This is a genomic window from Spirillospora sp. NPDC000708, from assembly GCF_040299565.1.
Taxonomy (GTDB): domain Bacteria; phylum Actinomycetota; class Actinomycetes; order Streptosporangiales; family Streptosporangiaceae; genus Spirillospora.
This window is the reverse complement of record NZ_JBEPCJ010000250.1, coordinates 1-1,180: the sequence shown is the minus strand read 5'-3', so window position 1 is coordinate 1,180 and position 1,180 is coordinate 1. Positions and strand designations below refer to the sequence as shown.

2 protein-coding genes are annotated in these 1,180 nt (G+C 37.0%); both read right to left on the bottom strand.

Translation table 11 applies throughout. The annotated features are described in order from the left end of the window. Window positions 1-64 precede the first annotated feature (64 nt). On the bottom strand, window positions 65-754 hold the full coding sequence (locus tag ABT299_RS52770; RefSeq protein WP_011834689.1) for a Crp/Fnr family transcriptional regulator: 690 nt from the start codon (window positions 752-754) through the stop codon (window positions 65-67). Window positions 755-839: 85 nt separating this feature from the next. Then, on the bottom strand, window positions 840-1,180 hold a 341-nt coding region (locus ABT299_RS52765; protein WP_500255495.1), incomplete at its 5' end, for a hypothetical protein.

Sequence of the window (1,180 nt, the reverse complement as noted above, 5' to 3'; positions counted from 1 at the left end):
GTCGAATCTGGCATTAGGTCTGGATCTTGTGTAGGATCAGAATCTATTGGCTCTTTAGACCATTTTAAGCGTAATCATCTTCAAGGCTATCAATATCTAGTATTTTGATTATCTTTCCTCGGCGCTCAATGAATCCTTTTTCTTCGAGTATTTTGAACTTACGAGAAATAGTTTCGGGAGTTGTTCCGATGAACGTTGCAAGATCTTTCATTTTCATTGGAATCATAACAGAATTTGAATCTACTACTTTGACGAGTTGCAAAAGATAATTAGCGATTCGACTTTCAACATCTTCCATCATGAGAAATTGTGCTTGATATTGCATTTCCGCAGCTCTTCTCACGGTGGTTTCAAGCAATTTCAAACTGAGCTCGGGATATTTTAACAACAAATTTTTGAAATCTTGTTGTCGCAAAAAGCAAATTTGCGTTTCTTCCAATGTTTCACCATAGAGATTATCATTCATTACTCCAAACAAGGCGTCTTCACCTGCGTATCCACCAGGTTCAATCACACGTAGTAACTGCTCTTTACCAGCACTAGAAAGCTGGTATATTTTCAAGGTACCATGCGCCACAATTGCAAGTTGAGGCACTGCAAAGGGGCTGATGACTGTTTCACCTTTTTCAAAAATTTTATGATTAACAACCTGCTCAACTTGCACTAATTCACTTTCTGAAAGTAAACCAAATAGTGGCACGAGCTGTACACAGTGGTGTTCATGATGACTAAAATGATGTTTATACTTACTCATTTTGGGGATTCTCCTTATCTTATTATCGCGCTAAAATTATCAAACTGCAAGCCTCATTCAACTAAAGCCTACAGTTTCGTAAAAACTAATTATCATTATCTTCATCTTCGTCATGAAAATCAGCAACGCTTTTACCCAAGTCACCTGCCAAGTTGCGAATAACTTGAAGATTGTAGCCGTAAAGTTCGACTACACCAGCCGCCAAAGCAAATTTTTCTTCTTTGTTTGCTAGCTTGATTGCTCGCGTAATGAACATATTTTGTGCTTGGAAATCCACAATGAAGCTTTCAAGCAGATCTTCATCAGTCCAATATTTGGCTTTTGGATCCTCGGTAATGAACTTGTGATACTTTAAAAATTCTTCAGTTGTACTTGGTACAATCTCATTTTCATCAAGAAGTAAATCCGAAATTTTAAAGAAATATT

Bases quoted from the DNA above. Each gene is read 5' to 3' on its own strand.
- ABT299_RS52770 (WP_011834689.1), bottom strand. From the start codon at position 754: ATGAGTAAGTATAAACATCATTTTAGTCATCATGAACACCACTGTGTA.